The following is a 16,802-nucleotide window of genomic DNA, read 5'->3' on the forward strand; positions in this document are numbered from 1 at the left end:
TTCTTAATACTGATTATATGCTTGGTATAAATGATTATTTAACAAGTGGTGGACATTTTGAATTTTTGAAAAATAATGGAACTGTTGGTACAACCAGTAATTTTAAAATTGGTAATTATGGAGTTGCTGGAATTTCATTAGCAAGTAATATCAAAAACTTTGGACATTCTCAAAGAGTTAACTGCGGATATACTTATGAATCAGAATATTTTGATTTTAATAGTAATTTAGATTGGAATAATAAAAATTATAGAGACGTGTATAATTATCCTAATAAAACTTATTCAAATTTAAGATATCAAATCTCAGCAAGTTACGGTGATGGCGATATTGGTAATATAAGCGTAAATTTTTTAACTTATGCTATAAAAGGTACACTCAAAAATAAAAGATCAAATATTATATCAGTAACTTACCAAAAAAATATTACCAAAAGAGGCGTCTTAAACTTTACTATAGGTACAGATTTAAAGAATAGGCATACAGGTAATTTTGCTTATCTTTCCTTTAATTTATTAACCCACCAATTAAATACCTGACATAATAGTTGCAAATACTAAAATATAATGTTAGAATGAAATAATGCTAAAAAAAGAAGATTTTAGGACATTATCAGGCTCTGTCGCATCTATTGCCAAGTGTCGTAATATAGGCTATAAAGAGCCAAAAAATTAGCAGTATGCCATTTGCAATATCACCAAAACTTTTGAAGTATTTTAAAGGATTTTGTTCATCTCCTGAGATAATCATGTTATTTGTGTATATGAAATGTAGATTTTCGTTAAGTTACAGAGAACTTGAGGAGATGGCAAGTATCAGAGGTGCTAAAATAGATCACGCTACTCTTCAAAGATGGTTAATTAAATTTGCTCCTTTGATAGATAGGGAGGTTAGAAAACGTAAGAAACCGATTGGCAATAGCTGGAGAATGGATGAAACATATATTAAGCTCAATGGTAAATGGGTATATCTATATAGAGCCATCGACTCTTGTGGCGATACTATTGAGTTCTTATTAAGAAAACGTAGAGATGCTGCAGCTGCTAAGGCGTTTTTTAAAAAAGCCTTTAAGAGTAACGATATACCTAAAAAGGTAGTAATAGATAAGAGTGGTAGTAATACTTCGGCTCTTACTGACTTTAATAAAAACTCACCTAAAGAACAAAAGATAAAAATACTTCAAAATAAATATCTGAACAATTTGATAGAACAAGATCATAGATTTGTTAAGAAACGAACTAAGCCAATGCTTGGTTTTAAGAGTTTCCGTAGTGCTAAGATAACTATTGCTGGTATTGAAAATATTCGTATGATTCAAAAAGGACAAATAGTAGGAGCTAATGAGCAGGTATCTACTTTTGAAAACTTTAAAATGTTAATGGCAGCATAATATCTAAAATCTTAGGTTTTAGTGAAAATACTAGACATGATGTATAGATGCGACAGAGCCCATTAAAGCAGTAGTTATTACCACAGTACTTTTTCTTCCTATATTATCGCCTATCCATCCAAATATTAAAGCTCCAACAGGTCTTAGTAAATAAGTTGAGCAAAAAGCAGCAGCAGTATAAAGAGCCGCAACATGTGCATCAGCTTTTGGATAAAATAATTCATTTAAAAGTACAGCCATATGTACATATAGCATTAGGTCAAAATATTCTAGAAATGTACCGATAGATAGTAAGCCTATGGCTTCTTTTTGTTCTCTTGTTAAATTTCTTTGTTCTTTTGCGTAGTCTAGCATAAAATTCTTTATAAAAAATTTAATACCTTTTTATATAAAAGTCAATAGGAATTTTTACTGTAACGTAATATATTAAAAAAACTCTAAAATATTAACTTATTTATGTCATTCCTAGCTAAAAGCGGGAATGACATAAATAAAAACTGTCCGGTACTATAGAGTAAATCACGGTATGACAATAAAAGAACTGGATTCTGCCGTTACTGGGAATGATATCGAAGCCATACGACAATATGACAAGTCATGGCATTGCCCTCACCAAAAAGCTATTTTCTACCTTTATACCATAAATAATATAAAGGAATGCCGGCTATAGTAAAAGCACTAGCTATGATTAATGTTTTAATAGGTGTTTCATAAATAACCCAAGCACAAAAAACTATTGATATTATGGCAATCAATAAATAATAATAAGAAAAATTTTTCTTTGAACTAAGAATTACTTTTAAAAACGCTAAGCTACAAATTAAATAAACGAATAAAAACGCTATTGCCGAGAAATCTATTATTTTGGTAATCTGCTCAGCAAAATTATCATTCGCTGTAAATACTAATAACGGCACGATGCCAAGGCAACTTACAATGATTCCCCACACTGGTGCATTATTACTATTTTTCTTAGCAAAAAATTTTGGCAATAAACCATCTTCGGCAAGCCCTAAAGCAATCTGCCCACTAGTTAGTACCCAGGCATTAAGCGTGCCAATGCAAATAATAGAAGCAATAACAGAAATCACACTAGACCATTTACCGCCAAATAATAAAGCTGCGGCATTAGTATAAGGAGCTTTTGAAACAATTAGCTCTGAGGCAGGAATTAAACCCATTATACCGATACTATTAATAAGATATAGCACGGCAACGCAGAAAGTTCCAAGCATTATAGCCCTCGGGATAGTCTTAGAAGGATTTTTTACTGAGCCTGCCGTAGTTGTTGCACACTCTACCCCAATAAATCCCCAGAAAGTAAGCAGTGCTACCCTACCCATAATGGTTGGAACGCTTAAATTCTCTACTTCCTCAGCAATAGCTATATTATCTATGTTAAAATGTGATAACGCACATACTCCCACTATTAATAAAGGTACGAATTTTAATAATGTTAAATAAAATTCTGCTTTACCTGCCACTTCAGGACCTTTTAAATTCAAGATCATAATGGCAGCTAGTAATATTATCTGTAATATTAAATCTAATATTGCTTGTGATTTGAAGAAAGGAGTGAGATAACCTATAGCAGAGATTACAACTATACTAGTGCTAATAAATGATATAACCCAATAAGTCCAGCCAACAAAAAAGGCGGCTTTTTCACCAAAGCTTTCACGAATATAAACATGCGGACCGCCTGTCTTAGGAAATTTTGCACATAGATATGAAAATACAAGTGCGATGCTCATAGCACCGAATAGCGAAAGCACCCATCCCCATATGCTATATATACCGTAAGGTGCTAAACTCAAAGGAAGTATAAAAACACTAGTACCGATTTGACTACCGGTAACTAATGCAAAAACTGCCCAAAATCCTAATTTTTGTGACATAAAAAAAGTTTAAATTAAAAGAAGAAAAGTATACTTAAAAAAACGATTTTATGCAACTTATTTAAATAATTGGCATATTATATTTGGTAACTATAATTTTAAATTGAGTATGTATGCTAGGTAATGTTATACCTATAAAAGGTAAGAATACAATTATAATTAAAGAGTATGATAATAAAGATTTATTGTCCCAAATTTGGGAGAAAAACCCCGCACTTGCAGTGCGTCGTTTTAACATATAGAATGTAGAGATGCAGTATTACAAGAAGATAAGCCACACAGTTTACGATTGCACTTATCATATAGTATGGGTGACTAAATATCGATATAATATATTGGTTGGTGATATTGGTAGGAGAGTCAAGGACCTAACCCAAGAGATATGTAAGGATAATGGAGTAGAGATATTAAGAGGGAAGATAGCTTCAAATCACGTACATATCTATGTATCTGTGCCACCTTATCAAAGTATTAGTAAGGTGGTACAGTATCTAAAAGGAAAGAGTTCAAGGAAGATTCAGCAGGAATTTCCAGAATTACGGAAACAGTATTGGGGTAAACACTTATGGGCTGTTGGATATTTTGTCAGAACCACAGGCAATGTGACTGACCAAATGATCAAGGATTATATTGATAAACATGAATCGAGAGATGATAAGTTTGGAAACTTTCAAGTTGAAAACTAGCTATAGCTAAGGCATTGATGCCATAATCTTAAGCCCTGCATTTGCAATGCAGGGTGGTTAACTATTTTATCCTCATAGTGAAGTAACGTTGGTTAAACATAATGTAAAGTTGATCAATAATACTGATGAATATGTAACTATTTCTTATAATGAAGCGTTGAAAACCGGTCCTTGCTCCGAATTATTTCATGGACTAAAATTTGAATTATTAGGAGATGAAATAATTGGCAGATGAAGCTACTACCAGCTAAAAACCGATAGCAGCTTGTATTTTTTACGCTTGATCTGTAGGAAATTCAGAAGCTACGCCTATTACAGGCGTATCAGTTATTTCTTGATCTAATACTGGAGCATCGCATTTTTTGAAATCTATATTTTCAACAAAGGATTTTTGTTGATTGAGACCCATGTTATGAAACTCACTTAACGAAACTAATTTTTTGATTAATATAGCTTCTATAATTAACTTTTGCTCAGCTGTAGGAAATTTTGTTTCGATTGAATATTTAACATTTGAGGTATACTGAATCAAAAACTTTTGCTGTTCTGATTCCATAGCAACTAATTCAGGTATAGAAATCCCTATTTCTTTTAAATATTTTATATTATAGGCGTTTTGAATAAAGAATTTTTGCTCTTCAGTATCCTTATTAAGTAATGTTTCTAAAGAAATTCCTAACTCTGTTAAGGTTTTTATATTATAGCCATTTTGAATAAAGAACTTTTGCTCTTCAGTATCCTTACTAAATATTTCTTCTAAAGTAAATCCTAATTCTGTTAAGCTTTTTAGCCCATAGAAATTATTACATAATGTCGAGATTAAATCATCATCTTGCTCTATAAATTGTTTAGCAGTTACACCTAAATTAATTAATGCTATTTCCTTTTCATTTAAATCACGATTAATTTTTTTACTGATGATAATTTGCTGTAATCGTTTATTATTTGTTTCTATTTCTTCGAAAGTAGAATATTTATTAGTAGAAATTTTAGAAGAAATTTCCTTGATAGAATTTCTAAAATCCTTAAGGTTTTCAACTGATATTTCATTTTCATGGTTATCATCTTGGGGTTCAGTAATTATTTCTATGTCTTGCTTTATTTCTCCTAAATTTATTTTTTTATTTCGGTAATTATTACAAGTCTCAACAAATATTTTAAATATTTTTTTATTTCGTTCTAATTCTATTTCACTTTGTTCAGATAATATTTCTGGATGGAACTGAAAAGTTTTAATTGGGGCTCCAAACTCTGATTCAGTTGCCACTATTTCATTTTCTATCATTGCAACTGGATTTATAAAGTTTAAATTACCAATTTTTTTACTATTTGTTTATGAGAAGCCTAAAATTTTTGAGGTGGTAGATGGGCTGATTCTAAATCTTCAACAATAGATGAATTTTTAGTAATACGGGCTAATTCTAAATCTTTATCAATCCTAACTTTTGAATAATCTAGCTCATCAACATTAGCTAATTTACCTCCAAAATATACATTTATAAGTTGATGCCCACCGCATATTCCTGTTATTGGTATACCTTTTTGTATAGCAACATCTATCAACGCCAGTTTAGGATAAGAGTGTAAGGAATAAAGATAATAAAGCAGGGTATTTACAAGAGAGGAGTGTTGAGTTACATAGATTTTGAATCAAAAAAATATGCACTCAACAATGAAAAGATGTATCATAACTCTATTTTGTATAATAGATAATTATTGTAAAGTTTACGAAGAATGGGAAGAAAGCAAATTAATACCCAGCGTTAGGAAGCGTAGGAGATCAGGGAGTTTAAGGCTTTCAGAACTATATAACTATAGTATTATATTTTTATATATCTCCATGCAAAGATTTTAAGAATTATTATTTATATCATCTATCATGTAAATATAGAGGATATTTTAGTCTTCCTAGTTACAGTCGGATAATCCAGTTGTGGCCAAGATTAGTATTACCTTTAACTATAATGTTACAATTATTTACAGGAGATGAGACTGGTATATATTTTGTTGATTCAACCAAATTATCGATATGTCATGCAAAACGTACAAATAATAATAAAGTGTTTAGTGGCATTGCTAAAATAGGTATGAGTAGTTACGGATGGTTTATGGGATTTAAATTACATATTGTAATTAATAATAAAGGTCAGATTATGGCAATTAAAATAACAAAGGGTAATGCTAGTGATTTATCTGCTGTAGACTCAATTACCAAAGGATTATGGGGTAAATTATTTGGAGACAAGGCTTATATTTCTAAGGAAATGTCCGCTAAATTATTTAGTCGTGGGCTACGGTTATTTACTGGGATTCGCAAGGATATGAAAAATCATTTATTAGATATAGAAGATAAAATACTCTTAAAAAGCAGATCAATAATTGAATCAGTATTTAATGTACTAAAAAACAGCATGAACCTTGAACATTCAAGACATCGCTCCCCTATTAATTTCTTAGTTCATATACTTTCTTGCGTAAATGCTTTTAATTTCAATAAATCTAAAAAATTTCTAACACTACTTGCTTATCCTCAGACCTCCTTATCCTAAACTGGCGTTTACCTAAGGTCTATCATGCCCATTTTAAAAATAATAAAAACACCTAACTCTTTGCTTAGAATAAAATCACTGCCTGTTACTATAATCGATAGTCAAATGAAAGACTTTATGAAATCAATGTTAGAAACTATGTATAATGAAGAAGGTATAGGAATATCAGCAATTCAAGTAGGGAAACCTATAAGAGCTTTAATAGTTGATATACCTAAAGAAGAAAATGATCAAATTAAAAGAGAACCTTTTTTTATAATAAATCCTGAAGTAAATTATTTGTCAGAAGAAAAAGTTATTTTAAATGAAGATTGCCTTTCTATAAGGAAAGAAGATGGGATAGCTTTTATTATAGGAGATGTGGAAAGACCTAAAAATATAAGTATTAGCTATATTGATTTAGAAGGTAATTCAAAAGAATTAACATGTAATGGTAATAATTCAGATTATGATTTGTGGTTTTCAAGATGTTTACAGCATGAGCTTGATCATTTAGATGGTATCTTATTTATAGATAGATTATATAATGCAAAATTTACTAAAACTGAAATTGAGATATCAGGCAATTTACAAACAGAAAATATTTAAATTTATAATATTTTCAACGATTTTTAAAATCAACTCAACTACTAAAAGTTTTATAAACAACGAAAAAAGCATCTTTTATGAGAAAATTATCTTTTCCTACAATAAATTCTATTATGCAGTAAAATTTACAAGCAGCATAGAAATTTAAAGGGTGGAGCAAGCTACTCGCCTTATATCACCGTTTCTTAAACTATTTGCTTGCTGCTTTAATCCTCGGATAGATGATAAGCTTTCTAAAAAGCTCTTAGACTTCATAAATATAACAACAAATGCGTATGAAACTTTTAAAGGTTCGAAAATGGACGAAAAAAGAGAATTTTTAAATTTTGTATTTTCACACCTAAGTTTGAGGGGCGGAAAACTTGATTATTCTCTGGCTTTTCCGTTCGACAAACTACAAGAAATAGCTAATTGTCCCACGTGGCGGAGAGAGAGGGATTCGAACCCTCGATACGGTATGACCCGTATAACGGTTTAGCAAACCGCCGCCTTCGGCCACTCGACCATCTCTCCATTTATGCAGAACTATTTTATATCAGCTAATTAAAAGAATTTCCAGAGTTATTTTTTCATTTGTATATTTTTTTAAGCATAAAAGTCTTCTCCTAATAATTTACAGTATTTACTAGATTCAAAAGTAATTCCATTAGGATAACACCAATTAATGGGTATATTATCATTTTTAGCTAAACTATCTATTAAGGAATTTATATCCATTTTTATATTAGGTTTAACTTTTTCATAAGCTAATAAGTTTAAAAGCTGTATGATTAGACGCGGAATTAACTTCAGATCGTGTTCATATTTATTTATTATTTTGGTTATAATGCTAAATCTTTCTTCCAAAGTAAGAGGGGTACGATCAGAAATTAAAGATTTTACTAAATCTTTATTACTATTACAAACATTTAGTAATAAATCAGATTGTTTTAGGATAAGTTTATTATCAAATAAATCTTTATATAAAATTAAAAGTTGTTTATAATTAGGGACTACACGAATTAATGTTTTAAGTGGTTCAGTAGGTTTATATGTATATATTAATTTTTTAATATTATTGGTACATGTTTCTAGGGTAAGAGGATTAGAACAAGTAATTAATGATTTTGTTAAATGATGATTATTGCTACAAATATTAAATAATATATTTAACTCTTTTATATTAAAGCTTTTAAATGCTTCATGATATAAAACTAAAAATCTATTATAAACCACTTGTTTTGAACCTATAAAACTATCAATGTTTTTATATCCATCATTATTTATTTTACTACTATAATTTAATTCTATATCAATTTCTGTATCCAATAAAATTTTTAGATCCTCTTCATCATAAAATGTACTAGCAATATACAATGTACAATCATTTATCTTGCTATAGCCAATACAAAGAAATTGATTTATAAAATATAGTAATTTAACAAATTCATTTAGTTTAAAATTAAAAAGTAGTAAATTACGCCCTTTATCTATAAGAGTGTTTGACTCTGGAAGGCTATAATCTTTAAATAAAAAATAATGAGTTTCACATTCTTTAATTGGTGGCTGCAAAACTTTTTCTATGAGTATTAGATCTTTTCCATGAAAATCATCCTGTTTTATTTGATATTCAAATTTCGGTATACTAATGTTTAATATATCAGACTTTAAAAGATATAATTTTAATATCTCTTTTATGGCTTGTACTCTACTTAATTTTAGATCTGGCAAATCTAATATGTGAATATTTTTTAATAGGAAATTAACCTCTGCTGAATTCTTAAATAAAGATTTTGATAATTTTATTATATTTTCTTTATTCGGTTGCAGAGGATAATCTTCTATTAAAAAATTATATAAATTAGCAAAAAACCTAATTTGCAGTTTCATAAGCTTGTAGAAATAGTTTCATCTCTTCTACATTACTTATATTACTTAATTTAAATGGATAGTTGATTTTTCTAAGCATATTTGTTAGCACATTTCCTGCTCCTATTTCTACTATATGGGTGATATCTAGTGTGTTAAATAGCTCTAAAGTTTCACGCCATCTAACTCGTCCGCATATTTGTAAAACCAGATTTTGCTTGATTTCTAAGGGGTCTAACGTAGGTTTTGCGGTATAATTTTGAATTACTGGTATTAGAGGTTTATTAATTACTCTATTATCAAGAGCTATTCGCATTTTCTCCTCTGCCGGCTTCATTAAACTACAGTGAAACGGAGCACTAACTTTTAGCTTTATTGCTTTATAGCCTGCTTCTTTAATAAGGTTAATAGCATAATCGATAGCATCTGCTTTACCACTAATTACAATTTGTCCTTCGATATTATCATTTGCTATTTCACATAAACTTTCTTTTGCTATTGTCTCAAGCTCATCTATGGATATACCGATACAAGCAGCCATAGCACCAAAATTAGCAGGGCAGGCTTCTTGCATGGAGCTGCTGCGTATATGCAGTAATTTCGCTGCCGTCTCAATGCTAATACTTTCAGCAGCACATAGAGCAGAGTATTCACCTAAGGAATGACCGGCAACATAATCACAAAGCTGAACTATATTTTTATTAGTCTCGGCTTTTATGGTATTTATTATCGCCATAGATACAGCCATTAATGCTGGCTGTGCATTAGTAGTTAATGTTAATTCTTCCGAAGTAGAATTAAAAATTATATCAGTAAGTTTTCGTTTTAGTGCTTCATCGATTGTTTGGAACATTTCTTTTGCGGATTTAAAATTATCGTAAAAATCCTTGCCCATGCCAATGGCTTGCGATCCTTGACCTGGAAAGATAAAGGCTGTTTTCATATATTATATTATTGTTAAGATTGAGTTTATTAATAAATATTATGAATTTTTTCTGAAATAGTCAAATTATTTTAATATCTTAAGTAAACTTTTTCAATTATTGCGTTAAGCTAAAATTTTATATGATTATTAACTATTAGTAGAAAATATAGTTTGATTATTTTCAGCTTAATTATATAATAAATGCATCATAAGTAAATGGTATTGTTCAATGTCACCCCGTGGCGGTATTATTGCGTGGGTTATTTTCCCGTCATTGCGAGGAGCAAAGCTTTGCTGCAATCTTGTGAAACTTCCTGAGATTGCTTCGTCGAAACTTTCAGTTTCTTCTCGCAATGACAACTTTTATTATATACAACAAAACCTCAAATAAATAGGGAGTTAGGTATGAGGTTAAGTAAAGAATTTTTAGACTTTCTAATAAAGCTTCCTAAGGATCATAGAGAATTTAAAGATTATTTTGCAAAGGAAGAAAAAAATACATTACAGCCAAATAAAAGAAAGCATTCAAGAAATAGAAGCATATTTATTAGGGCAATATAATTATGGATGTAGTGGAGTGTAAACTGCAATAAAAGTAAAGGTTTTTTAATACATATGATAAAAAGGTTGCGACAAATAGAAGCTAAGGAAAATAGTTACTATTATAGCTTTAAATAAGCTATTAAATTTTTAATTAGTTTAATAAGATATTTAAGTGCAAAAGTAAATTAATACGTAGATCTATATGAAGTTACAATCAAAAATTCAATTTTTTCAAGCTGTCCTTAAAAAACCCGAACTAATTAAAAAATTTGGGAAACCTGCAAATAAAGAATATAATAAATATTTTGAGCCGATAAGGGTGGGAACAAATGCATTATTAGGATATTTATGCAACTTAATAAAAGAAGTTAGGGATATAGGTAATAGTAATGATTTATATATAACATACGGATGTATCGGGGTATAATCAGGTTCATATGAAATTACAAGAGAAATTTAAGTTATTAGAGCCTACAGCTTTCGGTCCATGGCTTGCTGCATTTAAAAAACTTTTTTTGTCGGAAGAATTAGCTCAAGATATAGAACAAATTCAACCGGATGAGCTAAAAGAATATAATACAAAGATTAGTGAGCTTAAAGATGAAAGAACGAAACTTAATTATGAGCTAATACCTACAAATGAAATAAGCAAAGAAATTGCTCAATTAGAAAAAAAAGCAAAAAATGGGCTCTGTCGCATCTATACATCATGTCTAGTATTTTCACTAAAACCTAAGATTTTAGATATTATGCTGCCATTAACATTTTAAAGTTTTCAAAAGTAGATACCTGCTCATTAGCTCCTACTATTTGTCCTTTTTGAATCATACGAATATTTTCAATACCAGCAATAGTTATCTTAGCACTACGGAAACTCTTAAAACCAAGCATTGGCTTAGTTCGTTTCTTAACAAATCTATGATCTTGTTCTATCAAATTGTTCAGATATTTATTTTGAAGTATTTTTATCTTTTGTTCTTTAGGTGAGTTTTTATTAAAGTCAGTAAGAGCCGAAGTATTACTACCACTCTTATCTATTACTACCTTTTTAGGTATATCGTTACTCTTAAAGGCTTTTTTAAAAAACGCCTTAGCAGCTGCAGCATCTCTACGTTTTCTTAATAAGAACTCAATAGTATCGCCACAAGAGTCGATGGCTCTATATAGATATACCCATTTACCATTGAGCTTAATATATGTTTCATCCATTCTCCAGCTATTGCCAATCGGTTTCTTACGTTTTCTAACCTCCCTATCTATCAAAGGAGCAAATTTAATTAACCATCTTTGAAGAGTAGCGTGATCTATTTTAGCACCTCTGATACTTGCCATCTCCTCAAGTTCTCTGTAACTTAACGAAAATCTACATTTCATATACACAAATAACATGATTATCTCAGGAGATGAACAAAATCCTTTAAAATACTTCAAAAGTTTTGGTGATATTGCAAATGGCATACTGCTAATTTTTTGGCTCTTTATAGCCTATATTACGACACTTGGCAATAGATGCGACAGAGCCAATTATCCGTTCTTCGGCGTATTATAAAGAACAGTCGCTTAGTAACTATAATTTAAATATATTAAATAGAGTAGACGATATATATACGGATAATCCAGAATTTGGTTATCGTTATATATATCAGCAATTATTAGCAGACGGTTTTAAGATAGGTTGGGATCGTGTGCTAAAATATATGAGATTAATGGGTATTGAAGCGATATACCTTCATCGGAAGAAAGTAACTACTATAAAAGATAGTGAGCATAGAATCTATAGTTATTTGCTTGATAAATATTGGACTAAATCAGGAAAAACTAAAAATGTGTGTGTTCCTTATACTAATGAAGTTTGGAGTGGTGATATAACATATATTCGCACTAAAGGCGGTTTTATGTATCTAGAGCAGCCATTATAGATTGGCATAGTAAAGCCATATGGCTCTGTCGCATCTATTGCCAAGTGTCGTAATATAGGCTATAAAGAGCCAAAAAATTAGCAGTATGCCATTTGCAATATCACCAAAACTTTTGAAGTATTTTAAAGGATTTTGTTCATCTCCTGAGATAATCATGTTATTTGTGTATATGAAATGTAGATTTTCGTTAAGTTACAGAGAACTTGAGGAGATGGCAAGTATCAGAGGTGCTAAAATAGATCACGCTACTCTTCAAAGATGGTTAATTAAATTTGCTCCTTTGATAGATAGGGAGGTTAGAAAACGTAAGAAACCGATTGGCAATAGCTGGAGAATGGATGAAACATATATTAAGCTCAATGGTAAATGGGTATATCTATATAGAGCCATCGACTCTTGTGGCGATACTATTGAGTTCTTATTAAGAAAACGTAGAGATGCTGCAGCTGCTAAGGCGTTTTTTAAAAAAGCCTTTAAGAGTAACGATATACCTAAAAAGGTAGTAATAGATAAGAGTGGTAGTAATACTTCGGCTCTTACTGACTTTAATAAAAACTCACCTAAAGAACAAAAGATAAAAATACTTCAAAATAAATATCTGAACAATTTGATAGAACAAGATCATAGATTTGTTAAGAAACGAACTAAGCCAATGCTTGGTTTTAAGAGTTTCCGTAGTGCTAAGATAACTATTGCTGGTATTGAAAATATTCGTATGATTCAAAAAGGACAAATAGTAGGAGCTAATGAGCAGGTATCTACTTTTGAAAACTTTAAAATGTTAATGGCAGCATAATATCTAAAATCTTAGGTTTTAGTGAAAATACTAGACATGATGTATAGATGCGACAGAGCCTTTTAATTTACCACGTATTAGAAATAAATCAGAACTACAAAATAACTCTAATAAAAGAAGCTATATTGATGATGTCTTTAATAACTTCTTTAATGAAATAGCTTCTTTTTCTTATCCTTCCTCTTACAATGAAAGAATGTTATCACCGAGAACTGATATTATGGAAAATAACCATAATAAACCGATCCTTGGTTTTATTATTTCCTATTGGTGCATTCGATTGGATTTTATTTTTATGCGTTATTAGTACTAGTTTTTAATTTATCTTTTCCAGCTAAACATTTTACTAGATTATTAACAGCTTGTTGCTCATCTGTACTTTGAATTTTCATGAAATTTCTTGAAACTTCAATACACATACGTTGATGTTGAGTATGCACAGGTTGTGGCTTATTTGCCTCTTCTAATCCTTCAAAGAAATAATCAATGTTTCTATCTAATGCTTCGGCAATTAATACGAGTCTTCCTACGGAAATTCTATTAATCGCTCTTTCGTATTTTTGTAATTGCTGATGGGTAACGTCAATTACTTCTGCAAGTTGTTGACGAGATAATCCTTTTGCTAGCCTTAAGGAATAGATTTTCTTTCCTATAAAACTATCGATTTTTTGTATTATATCATTTTTTCTAGCCATTCTCTTCTCCTTGGTTATTTTATATATTTATAATTATTTCAATAACTACTATACTATAGTTATTAATAATTATATAATATTAAACTTATACAATTATTAGTGGAAATAATAACACATTTCAATATCATATACAACTAAAAAATAACATTTTTTAAGTTTTTTGTAATTATTTAGTAAATAATAATTAATTATAAACTTTAATATTATTGAAATATTTGTAAAATAAAAAATATTCTTATTTAAAGACAAATTTAATGGCTCTGTCGCATCTATTGCCAAGTGTCGTAATATAGGCTATAAAGAGCCAAAAAATTAGCAGTATGCCATTTGCAATATCACCAAAACTTTTGAAGTATTTTAAAGGATTTTGTTCATCTCCTGAGATAATCATGTTATTTGTGTATATGAAATGTAGATTTTCGTTAAGTTACAGAGAACTTGAGGAGATGGCAAGTATCAGAGGTGCTAAAATAGATCACGCTACTCTTCAAAGATGGTTAATTAAATTTGCTCCTTTGATAGATAGGGAGGTTAGAAAACGTAAGAAACCGATTGGCAATAGCTGGAGAATGGATGAAACATATATTAAGCTCAATGGTAAATGGGTATATCTATATAGAGCCATCGACTCTTGTGGCGATACTATTGAGTTCTTATTAAGAAAACGTAGAGATGCTGCAGCTGCTAAGGCGTTTTTTAAAAAAGCCTTTAAGAGTAACGATATACCTAAAAAGGTAGTAATAGATAAGAGTGGTAGTAATACTTCGGCTCTTACTGACTTTAATAAAAACTCACCTAAAGAACAAAAGATAAAAATACTTCAAAATAAATATCTGAACAATTTGATAGAACAAGATCATAGATTTGTTAAGAAACGAACTAAGCCAATGCTTGGTTTTAAGAGTTTCCGTAGTGCTAAGATAACTATTGCTGGTATTGAAAATATTCGTATGATTCAAAAAGGACAAATAGTAGGAGCTAATGAGCAGGTATCTACTTTTGAAAACTTTAAAATGTTAATGGCAGCATAATATCTAAAATCTTAGGTTTTAGTGAAAATACTAGACATGATGTATAGATGCGACAGAGCCAATTTAATTTATATATTAATATACTAGATTATTATATTAAATTTGTAATAGAAGTATTATATATAAAATAAAATGTGTTTTTTTAGATTTAAATCTTTATAAGATTGTAACTTAATAAAAAAATAAAGTTCTGGGGTATTATAGAAAAATATAAAATAAATGCAATGATAAATTTAATTTCTATTGCAATGTTTCTAATCTTTTTTTATACAAGTAACATTTTAACTAATTTTGGAAATTGATTTTAATGAAAAAAATATTTAATTGTCTTTATGTTGCATTATTTAAAACAATAGAGCATGATGGAGTCGAACATTCCGGATATATGTCATTCATGGTACTTTTATCTATTTTTCCATTCTTAGTATTTTTACTAGCTCTAACAAGCTTTTTAGGGGCTTCAGAACTTGGGCAAAATTTTATACAAATTTTTTTAGAAAGTATGCCAGAGCGAGCAACGGAATCGATCGAAAAAAGAATAAAAGAATTATTAAGTGTACCGCCGCAGAGTTTAATGAATCTTGCTGTTGTAGGTAGTGTTTGGACCGCTTCTTCCTTTGTAGAATGCTTAAGAACCATTCTAAATCGTGTATATGAGATTAAGTCCCCTCCCCCTTATATAAGAAGACGATTACTTAGTATTTTACAATTCCTTGTAATTAGTATTTTAATTACTTTCACTATGTTTCTTTTAGTATTTATTCCAATAGTTTTCACAAAAATTCCAGTATTATTAGAAACTATAGAACAATATAAAAATATTTTAAATTTTATAAGATATGTTTTAATCTTAGTTTTACTATTTCTAGGAGCCTCCTCTTTATATTATATACTACCTAATGTAAAACTAAACTTTATAGATGTATTTCCAGGAGCTTTATTAACAGTAATATTATGGGTAATAAGCGGTTACTTACTTTCAACTTATATAGTTTATTATAACCAGCTAAATTTAATGTATGGATCTCTTGGTAGTATAATAGTTACACTAATATTTTTCTATATTATTAATATGATATTTATTTATGGTGCAGAATTTAATTATCTAATGAAGAATTATAACATAGTTAAGAAAAGAATTGATGAAAAGTAAGGCTCTGTCGCATCTATTGCCAAGTGTCGTAATATAGGCTATAAAGAGCCAAAAAATTAGCAGTATGCCATTTGCAATATCACCAAAACTTTTGAAGTATTTTAAAGGATTTTGTTCATCTCCTGAGATAATCATGTTATTTGTGTATATGAAATGTAGATTTTCGTTAAGTTACAGAGAACTTGAGGAGATGGCAAGTATCAGAGGTGCTAAAATAGATCACGCTACTCTTCAAAGATGGTTAATTAAATTTGCTCCTTTGATAGATAGGGAGGTTAGAAAACGTAAGAAACCGATTGGCAATAGCTGGAGAATGGATGAAACATATATTAAGCTCAATGGTAAATGGGTATATCTATATAGAGCCATCGACTCTTGTGGCGATACTATTGAGTTCTTATTAAGAAAACGTAGAGATGCTGCAGCTGCTAAGGCGTTTTTTAAAAAAGCCTTTAAGAGTAACGATATACCTAAAAAGGTAGTAATAGATAAGAGTGGTAGTAATACTTCGGCTCTTACTGACTTTAATAAAAACTCACCTAAAGAACAAAAGATAAAAATACTTCAAAATAAATATCTGAACAATTTGATAGAACAAGATCATAGATTTGTTAAGAAACGAACTAAGCCAATGCTTGGTTTTAAGAGTTTCCGTAGTGCTAAGATAACTATTGCTGGTATTGAAAATATTCGTATGATTCAAAAAGGACAAATAGTAGGAGCTAATGAGCAGGTATCTACTTTTGAAAACTTTAAAATGTTAATGGCAGCATAATATCTA

The 16,802-nt window shown here is 29.8% G+C and carries 21 protein-coding genes, 1 tRNA gene and 1 pseudogene; 14 read left to right on the top strand and 9 right to left on the bottom strand.

Going from position 1 to position 16,802, the window contains the following annotated elements; genetic code table 11:
- The first annotated feature begins 17 nt into the window (after positions 1–17).
- Together AAGD54_RS04965 and AAGD54_RS04970 are read left to right on the top strand one after the other, a co-directional pair.
- Complete coding sequence (locus AAGD54_RS04965) at positions 18–539, top strand: hypothetical protein (RefSeq protein ID WP_341794269.1); 522 nt, start codon at positions 18–20, stop codon at positions 537–539.
- 140 nt (positions 540–679) lie between these two features.
- Positions 680–1,390, top strand: a complete 711-nt coding sequence (locus AAGD54_RS04970) for an IS6 family transposase (protein ID WP_341794245.1) — start codon at positions 680–682, stop codon at positions 1,388–1,390.
- 54 nt (positions 1,391–1,444) lie between these two features.
- Here the strand turns inward: AAGD54_RS04970 and AAGD54_RS04975 are convergent.
- Both AAGD54_RS04975 and AAGD54_RS04980 read right to left on the bottom strand, forming a co-directional pair.
- Positions 1,445–1,744, bottom strand: a pseudogene (locus tag AAGD54_RS04975) (MFS transporter); the annotation flags it as partial.
- Positions 1,745–2,010: 266 nt separating this feature from the next.
- The gene (locus tag AAGD54_RS04980; RefSeq protein ID WP_341794270.1) at positions 2,011–3,288 is read right to left on the bottom strand and encodes an APC family permease; all 1,278 of its coding nucleotides are present in this window, start codon (positions 3,286–3,288) and stop codon (positions 2,011–2,013) included.
- Between the two features lie 113 nt (positions 3,289–3,401).
- On the opposite strand from AAGD54_RS04980, the gene AAGD54_RS04985 reads away from it, so the two are divergent.
- Entirely contained in the window at positions 3,402–3,530 is a 129-nt protein-coding gene (locus tag AAGD54_RS04985) for a hypothetical protein (protein ID WP_341794271.1), read from the top strand.
- Between the two features lie 9 nt (positions 3,531–3,539).
- Positions 3,540–3,974: an IS200/IS605 family transposase gene (gene tnpA, locus AAGD54_RS04990; protein ID WP_341794258.1), complete on the top strand. Its 435-nt coding sequence runs from the start codon at positions 3,540–3,542 to the stop codon at positions 3,972–3,974.
- Positions 3,975–4,248: 274 nt separating this feature from the next.
- Here tnpA and AAGD54_RS04995 read toward each other — a convergent pair whose 3' ends face one another.
- On the bottom strand, positions 4,249–5,259 hold the full coding sequence (locus tag AAGD54_RS04995) for a hypothetical protein (protein ID WP_341794272.1): 1,011 nt from the start codon (positions 5,257–5,259) through the stop codon (positions 4,249–4,251).
- A gap of 59 nt (positions 5,260–5,318) precedes the next feature.
- Positions 5,319–5,537 carry a gamma-glutamyl-gamma-aminobutyrate hydrolase family protein gene (locus tag AAGD54_RS05000; protein WP_341794273.1) on the bottom strand — a complete coding sequence of 73 codons (219 nt, stop codon included), beginning with the start codon at positions 5,535–5,537 and terminating at the stop codon, positions 5,319–5,321.
- A 269-nt stretch (positions 5,538–5,806) separates the two neighbouring features.
- On the opposite strand from AAGD54_RS05000, the gene AAGD54_RS05005 reads away from it, so the two are divergent.
- Complete coding sequence (locus tag AAGD54_RS05005; protein WP_341795139.1) at positions 5,807–6,523, top strand: IS982 family transposase; 717 nt, start codon at positions 5,807–5,809, stop codon at positions 6,521–6,523.
- Positions 6,524–6,547: 24 nt separating this feature from the next.
- A complete protein-coding gene (gene def, locus AAGD54_RS05010; protein WP_341794274.1) occupies positions 6,548–7,111 on the top strand; it encodes a peptide deformylase in 564 nt (187 codons plus the stop codon).
- Between the two features lie 421 nt (positions 7,112–7,532).
- On the opposite strand, the gene AAGD54_RS05015 is transcribed toward def, so the two are convergent.
- The 3 genes from AAGD54_RS05015 to fabD form a co-directional block, all read right to left on the bottom strand.
- Positions 7,533–7,624: transfer RNA gene (locus tag AAGD54_RS05015), tRNA-Ser, on the bottom strand.
- Between the two features lie 72 nt (positions 7,625–7,696).
- Complete coding sequence (locus tag AAGD54_RS05020) at positions 7,697–8,980, bottom strand: hypothetical protein (RefSeq protein ID WP_341794275.1); 1,284 nt, start codon at positions 8,978–8,980, stop codon at positions 7,697–7,699.
- Positions 8,964–9,902: an ACP S-malonyltransferase gene (gene fabD, locus AAGD54_RS05025; RefSeq protein ID WP_341794276.1), complete on the bottom strand. Its 939-nt coding sequence runs from the start codon at positions 9,900–9,902 to the stop codon at positions 8,964–8,966. The genes AAGD54_RS05020 and fabD overlap by 17 nt, the downstream gene beginning before the upstream one ends.
- Positions 9,903–10,289: 387 nt before the next feature.
- On the opposite strand from fabD, the gene AAGD54_RS05030 reads away from it, so the two are divergent.
- The 3 genes from AAGD54_RS05030 to AAGD54_RS05040 all read left to right on the top strand — a co-directional run bounded on the left by AAGD54_RS05030 (position 10,290) and on the right by AAGD54_RS05040 (position 11,197).
- On the top strand, positions 10,290–10,445 hold the full coding sequence (locus tag AAGD54_RS05030) for a hypothetical protein (protein ID WP_341794277.1): 156 nt from the start codon (positions 10,290–10,292) through the stop codon (positions 10,443–10,445).
- Between the two features lie 184 nt (positions 10,446–10,629).
- The gene (locus AAGD54_RS05035; RefSeq protein WP_341794278.1) at positions 10,630–10,854 is read left to right on the top strand and encodes a hypothetical protein; all 225 of its coding nucleotides are present in this window, start codon (positions 10,630–10,632) and stop codon (positions 10,852–10,854) included.
- Between the two features lie 10 nt (positions 10,855–10,864).
- On the top strand, positions 10,865–11,197 hold the full coding sequence (locus AAGD54_RS05040; RefSeq protein ID WP_341794279.1) for a hypothetical protein: 333 nt from the start codon (positions 10,865–10,867) through the stop codon (positions 11,195–11,197).
- On the opposite strand, the gene AAGD54_RS05045 is transcribed toward AAGD54_RS05040, so the two are convergent.
- A complete protein-coding gene (locus AAGD54_RS05045; RefSeq protein ID WP_341794245.1) occupies positions 11,175–11,885 on the bottom strand; it encodes an IS6 family transposase in 711 nt (236 codons plus the stop codon). The genes AAGD54_RS05040 and AAGD54_RS05045 overlap by 23 nt on opposite strands.
- A 41-nt stretch (positions 11,886–11,926) precedes the next feature.
- Between AAGD54_RS05045 and AAGD54_RS05050 the strand changes: the two genes are divergently transcribed.
- Complete coding sequence (locus tag AAGD54_RS05050; RefSeq protein WP_341794280.1) at positions 11,927–12,346, top strand: IS3 family transposase; 420 nt, start codon at positions 11,927–11,929, stop codon at positions 12,344–12,346.
- An 85-nt stretch (positions 12,347–12,431) separates the two neighbouring features.
- Positions 12,432–13,142, top strand: a complete 711-nt coding sequence (locus AAGD54_RS05055; RefSeq protein WP_341794245.1) for an IS6 family transposase — start codon at positions 12,432–12,434, stop codon at positions 13,140–13,142.
- Between the two features lie 293 nt (positions 13,143–13,435).
- On the opposite strand, the gene AAGD54_RS05060 is transcribed toward AAGD54_RS05055, so the two are convergent.
- The gene (locus tag AAGD54_RS05060) at positions 13,436–13,837 is read right to left on the bottom strand and encodes a helix-turn-helix domain-containing protein (RefSeq protein ID WP_016948668.1); all 402 of its coding nucleotides are present in this window, start codon (positions 13,835–13,837) and stop codon (positions 13,436–13,438) included.
- Between the two features lie 320 nt (positions 13,838–14,157).
- Between AAGD54_RS05060 and AAGD54_RS05065 the strand changes: the two genes are divergently transcribed.
- The 3 genes from AAGD54_RS05065 to AAGD54_RS05075 all read left to right on the top strand — a co-directional run bounded on the left by AAGD54_RS05065 (position 14,158) and on the right by AAGD54_RS05075 (position 16,796).
- Positions 14,158–14,868 (top strand): IS6 family transposase, encoded by a 711-nt coding sequence (locus tag AAGD54_RS05065; RefSeq protein ID WP_341794245.1) that lies wholly within the window; start codon positions 14,158–14,160, stop codon positions 14,866–14,868.
- Between the two features lie 307 nt (positions 14,869–15,175).
- Positions 15,176–16,021: a YihY/virulence factor BrkB family protein gene (locus AAGD54_RS05070; RefSeq protein WP_068042189.1), complete on the top strand. Its 846-nt coding sequence runs from the start codon at positions 15,176–15,178 to the stop codon at positions 16,019–16,021.
- A gap of 64 nt (positions 16,022–16,085) precedes the next feature.
- Entirely contained in the window at positions 16,086–16,796 is a 711-nt protein-coding gene (locus AAGD54_RS05075; protein ID WP_341794245.1) for an IS6 family transposase, read from the top strand.
- Positions 16,797–16,802 lie beyond the last annotated feature (6 nt).

It is taken from the genome of Rickettsia endosymbiont of Rhinocyllus conicus (assembly GCF_964026465.1).
Taxonomy (GTDB): domain Bacteria; phylum Pseudomonadota; class Alphaproteobacteria; order Rickettsiales; family Rickettsiaceae; genus Rickettsia.